This window comes from Halomonas sp. BC04 (assembly GCF_000568385.1).
On record NZ_AZQX01000023.1, the window covers coordinates 1 to 5,288 of the forward strand.

The window sequence follows — 5,288 nt, forward strand, 5'->3', positions numbered from 1 at the left end:
AGTCGACCTTCGCCACGGTCCGTCTGAGAACAAAGCGCAGCCGGAACTGCGGCTCCCGGGCGACGACCCTGGCGATGGTATTCAAACTGCTCCAGGCCGCCCAGAAACGCTGGAGACGCCTCAAGCACTTCCAGAAGCTGGAGCTGGTCGTAAACAACGTCAAGTTCGAGGACGGAGAGCAGGTAACCGATCAATCAGACAGGAACGCGGCCTGACCGCCATCCACCAGATTTGACGATAACTCGACCGACAATGCGTAGATCGTCATCAGGGGCGAGCGTATGCGGCGAACCACAATGATAAATCCACAACCCAACATGATGCTCATGGCCGCAATTTCCATCACCCATCGCGACGCCCCCGCCCATTCCGAGAAAGCCAATAGGTAGACAAGGGCATCGATGGCCACGAACGCACCGAGCCAGACCAGCCAAAATCGCAAAGGTCGAGTTTTCAAGGCGGGTTGTTCTTGCCGCCCATGCGCCAATAAACCAATTAACAAGCAAGACGCCATTACCAGCCGGGATGCCGGGCCATACAGGCTAAATAGCATAAGGTGGTCGTGTGAAAAGCGGGTGAAGGCTCCGTGAAAACCGTAGATGACGGTAAATCCTAAAAAGCCAAGCGTAAGCCAGCGTAGAAACAGTTCTCGAGTCTGGCGGTAACAACGGTAAGTGACATAGGCGATGAACCCGCTCTGTAGCAGGGAAATTCCGATGGCAATTTCGTGAAAGCCATGATGTTCGAAGCGAAGCGACGGGGCCTGAAAAAAATGCAGGTAGGTAATCGCAAAAGCCGGGACTAGCCCCACGAGCAACAGGATCATCACCGCGTACCCCTTGGCCAGGGTGCGGACGAAACTCGAGGGTTCGGAATCGCTCGAAGATGTCATTGGGCGGCCTCAAGCTCCAAGCGCAACACTATTGAAGGGTGTCAGGTTCAGCGACCGATTTCTTGAGCACCCCGGCATAGACTTCAGTCGTGACATCCAGCTTCGCCAAGCACCCAGGCAAGGGCTGTCGCGGAGATGAGTCAGGCGCTACCGGGTTGTCCAACAGGCTCCGAGACGATTCGGGGAAAACCAAATGGACAGTATGGAGCAGATGTCGTTACGCCCAACAAAGAAAAAGCCGCTGAAATCAGCGGCTTTTTTCGATATTCAGTGGCGGAGGGGGAGTCCGCACACCCCTATTATAAATCAAATACTTATACAGTTATTTTCTCTATACCCAACTAAACACCCTACGAAAAGAGAGGCGCTCAGATGATACTGGATAATGCCCTCTAAGCTGGGTTTGAAGATACTCGCCAGCCACTTTCCAGGACCTCCAGGGAGGCCTGCTCTATCGAGAGCAGGCATCGGGCGCTTGTGTTGCATTTCGCGTCAGGTCGTGAAAGTGAATGCCGGTCGCCAGGATAACCGCGATCATGGTACGCAGGATAGAGGATTGCCCTTGGGGACAGCGCCCGGTACAGGCTTTCGCGTGAGACCATGGCCGCTCGGTAACGACAGCCATGCCGCCTTGGGCATCCACCACATGGCGCAATGCCATCAGGAAGACAACTCCCCGCCCTCCTCGTCTAGCTCGTCGAAGGCGATACGCAGGTAGTCGAGCGCCATGTCAGGGTCATCACGCAGCATGTTGATCACAGCGGTGTCGTGGCTTTTCATGTCCGTGCTCTCCTTCGGTGGTCCTCCAGAAACGCCTTGGCCTGCTCGATGTCGGCCTGCTGGCGCTTTTTGGTGTCCCCGATCAACAACATCACCAGGCGTGCATGCTTGCGCTCCTGGCTGTGCTATAGCACGGATACGACCTGGGCAGACCGGTGGCCTCGGAAGTGGCGGCCACCGGGGTGGTGGTGACACTGCTCGAGTGGTCCATCACCCCATAATTAGAAAAGCACCAACTTGGCTCAGTCGGCGATTCTCCTCAATCCAATGACTTTGCGATTTTCGATTTCGAAGCCAAGGCTGAGCAAGGCCGACTCAAGATTTCCTTTTTTCAACAATATATTGAGCACATCCATATTAACATCAGCAGGGTGATTTTTATGTTCAGGCTTTCGAAGCATTTGCTGTATTACTTGAGTAGACTTGGGATACCCTCCAGCTGCAATAATTTTATTGTGAATTGACAACGCAGATTCTTGACCTTTCGAGGTAGTCATTATGCGACTGTGAGTATTATTAGGTTCACTCATTCGCTTTCCTCTTTCAGTTGAGGTGTCGGTCCGATGGATGATGAGCGAGGAAACGGGGTACCTCCCCGATTTCCAAAACATACCATGATGCTTGTTTCATCAGCATCGTTAATGCTGACATTATAAAAATCGATAAACTAACCACCGTGCAACCCTAACACTCTATCCCCTGCATCATCTTCTACAATCGACTTTAGCCTTAACCCCATCTTTCTTTGGATAACATCCACCCAATTAATTTCCACTTCCACAATTGCACCAAGGGAAGGGGTCAGACCAGAATATTTTGACACATGAACCAGGCCAACCAGACCATTCTCGAACTCAACAAATGCGCCATAATCAAGCACATTAGTAACACTAACTTGATGAACAGATCCTCGGGGAAGTTCTTTATCTGCATTTAACCAAGGGTCATCAGAGTGAGACTCGAGAACTCTAGAAAGAGTTGCTCGTGCTTCGCTAAAGTCTGAAAGATAATCAAACTCATTCTCGTCTGTCAATTGGCTATGTGAACCAAAGTGCTGAGATCTAACATTCTCCAAATAAGTTACAACTTCATCAGCATTCATAATTGCCGTTTTAACATGGAGCTGAGAATCAGTCTCCCTGATTCTATGTACAACCCTTTCAGCCTGAATCCTTTCATCAAAAAAAGTATCCTCAGCGACTGCAGCGAGATAATTAATGTTGGCAATCATATCTAGATGCACAAACCCAGCCGGCCCTAGCCTAACAAGGTCTTCTTCTTCTAGTGAATCAGTCCGTAAGTGCTCGGCAATTATGCACTGCCCTGATAGCAAGTAGTTCATCTCCCTGTCAATAACGTCAGGAGTAAACCCAAAAGGGACTAGGCTTTTCTTCATCTCAGATTTAGGATGATAACCTTTCAATCCAGAAGTCCCAGATGAATTAAACCTCTCTCTCAACCACTTAAGAATCATAAACCTTGCAAAATACGAAGGAATCGGATCCTCACTATTGGTAGAGAATAAATTCTTCACATAAGAACTATCACTATCATAATATCTTCTATTCATCCTCATTATCACTGTTGCGACTTGGTGAAATGGAAGAACATACTGACCTTCAGACTGCCTTATTTTAAACACCTCATTATCACCGATATAACCACTACTACAAAATTCTAAAAATATCTCTAGCGCTTTACGCATATTACGGCCAGCCAAGCCAACAATCATTCTTCTTGCAAAACGGTCATGCTCAAACAATGACTTAATTATTGAAGAAAGATAGTATGCTTGTTCTGACTTAGGGTATTTTACATCAATGCCATTTGATAACTTCAATGAAAACTGATCATTACCCCCTTGCCCAAAATCCATTAATGATAACTGCACTCTCTTTGTGAGAACATGCTGGAAAAGGGGTGGCTCTATGCGAAACACCATATCTTTTAAAGCAGTATCAAGGGGTGGCTCATCGCGATGATTATCAAAAGTTTCGTCTCTCAACGGCATCATGACCAAGCAACGAAATTCTTTTTGTAACCACTGGGCAGCTTCGAACATCAGCAACTGCTCGTCCCTTGTTTTCTTATCACAGTTATCTAAAGCTATTATGCATAACTTACCTCGACTGACACAGCAATACCTAATATGAGACATTGCATTTTTATGGTGATCATTTTGAATTCCTTGAATTAACTCAGCAAGCTTAACATTATAAACTTCCGAACCTTCTTGATAAAGTCCACCAACACCCTTCTTGAACTTAGAGATCTCACTCCCATACAACTTCATTATCACATCTAAGGAATCAAAATCTATGTCGGGAAGTGATTCTTGACAAGAATTAATAATCATCTTCCTGAGCCAATCATAAATTTCCAATGGCGAAACTGGCGCATTATTCATATTTATTCTACACCAGACTGTTGACTTTCTAATATCACTCGGCAGGGCTACGTACTGCAAATGGTCCAAGAATGTTGTTTTTCCTGAACCCACACTTCCAACAATCAACAACACTTTGTGCTCAAGCTCTTCATTATCTGGAGACAGCTTTTCGATTATTTCTTTTGGATTCGATGTATCTTCCAGAACCTTAGCTTTAAGCTCACTCGGTGGTTTAGCTGCTCGGATAACTTTGTCTATAGGGTCCACATACCTTGTCCGTCTTTGAGAAGCAATATAAGCATGGTTGACAATGCTTTTTCTGTCCCGAACTGTCTCAGGATTAAATATATGGGATATTGAAGCAGCAACAGTCGCACCAAAGCTGTTGGACTGGACTTCTTCGTTTTGCCTCCCCTTTCCTCCTACCAATCTTCGTGGTTTGAAAAATGCGGTAGGTCTTTGTTGCTGAGCCAAAACACTTGTAATTTTTTCTAAATTGCTCCAATGCAACATTTCAATGAATTCTGCCAAGCCGGGAGTATAAAGAGTCACCTCTTTTAAAGATAACTTTTGTAATGGCTCAGCGTGGTCAGCATGCCCGTACCAAAAATCGATACCATTTGAAGCTATCACATACTTTGTAGGCAACACGCCATGTGGAAACATTGCATTCAACTCTGCAGCATATAATCTTGCTTGTCGATAACCTTCTGCTACAGATTCTTTCGGATGCTTTGCCTCGACTACAACTACCGGATACCCAAGACTTGTAACAAGATAGTCTGGAAAGTATGATTTCTGATGAACTCCCTTATCAATAATCAGCCTTCTTATATTGACTTTTGTCAAAATTGTGGACTGCGGTATACCCAGACCTGACGGACGTGCTTCTGTTAAAAGAGGCCATATTATTTTCTGCTCAACATCACTCTCATTTTCCACAGATTCCAAATCCCACATAGAACAGACCTCGCTCAAATTATTTACTTATGATCTTTAGCACAAAAAAATAATTATCCCGCCTCATTCATGAGGGCGCTGATCGAGCATTGTGAAGCCCCGTGTTGCGGCCACCGACCGTCAGGAGCAGCATTTGCGGCGTGAGAGTCAGCCGGCCAATGCCCGAACAGAGCGTCTTCTTTCGCTGTTCTATAACTTTTAGGAATCAATTTCGGCCTTCAGAGTAGCCGTGATCGCCGGCCATCGTGGTGGCCGCCTTGTTCTTGG

3 protein-coding genes and 1 pseudogene are annotated in these 5,288 nt (G+C 46.5%); 1 reads left to right on the plus strand and 3 read right to left on the minus strand.

Annotation, left to right across the window (positions count from 1 at the left end; genetic code table 11):
- Window positions 1-215: pseudogene (locus tag Q427_RS02085) on the plus strand (IS256 family transposase); the annotation flags it as partial.
- On the opposite strand, the gene Q427_RS02090 reads toward Q427_RS02085, so the two are convergent.
- From Q427_RS02090 to Q427_RS29620, 3 genes are all read right to left on the minus strand, one after another.
- Window positions 191-892: a hypothetical protein gene (locus Q427_RS02090; protein ID WP_051496051.1), complete on the minus strand. Its 702-nt coding sequence runs from the start codon at window positions 890-892 to the stop codon at window positions 191-193. The pseudogene Q427_RS02085 and the gene Q427_RS02090 overlap by 25 nt on opposite strands.
- A 1,022-nt stretch (window positions 893-1,914) precedes the next feature.
- Window positions 1,915-2,202 carry a hypothetical protein gene (locus Q427_RS30920; protein WP_155833424.1) on the minus strand — a complete coding sequence of 96 codons (288 nt, stop codon included), beginning with the start codon at window positions 2,200-2,202 and terminating at the stop codon, window positions 1,915-1,917.
- 137 nt (window positions 2,203-2,339) lie between these two features.
- Window positions 2,340-5,021: a type I restriction endonuclease gene (locus Q427_RS29620; protein WP_081785778.1), complete on the minus strand. Its 2,682-nt coding sequence runs from the start codon at window positions 5,019-5,021 to the stop codon at window positions 2,340-2,342.
- Window positions 5,022-5,288: the final 267 nt, after the last annotated feature.

What these genes read in the sequence shown, in the direction of transcription:
- Q427_RS02090 (WP_051496051.1), bottom strand. Translation starts at nt 892, where the DNA reads ATGACATCTTCGAGCGATTCCGAACCCTCGAGTTTCGTCCGCACCCTG.
- Q427_RS30920 (WP_155833424.1), bottom strand. Translation starts at nt 2,202, where the DNA reads ATGAGTGAACCTAATAATACTCACAGTCGCATAATGACTACCTCGAAA.
- Q427_RS29620 (WP_081785778.1), bottom strand. Translation starts at nt 5,021, where the DNA reads ATGTGGGATTTGGAATCTGTGGAAAATGAGAGTGATGTTGAGCAGAAA.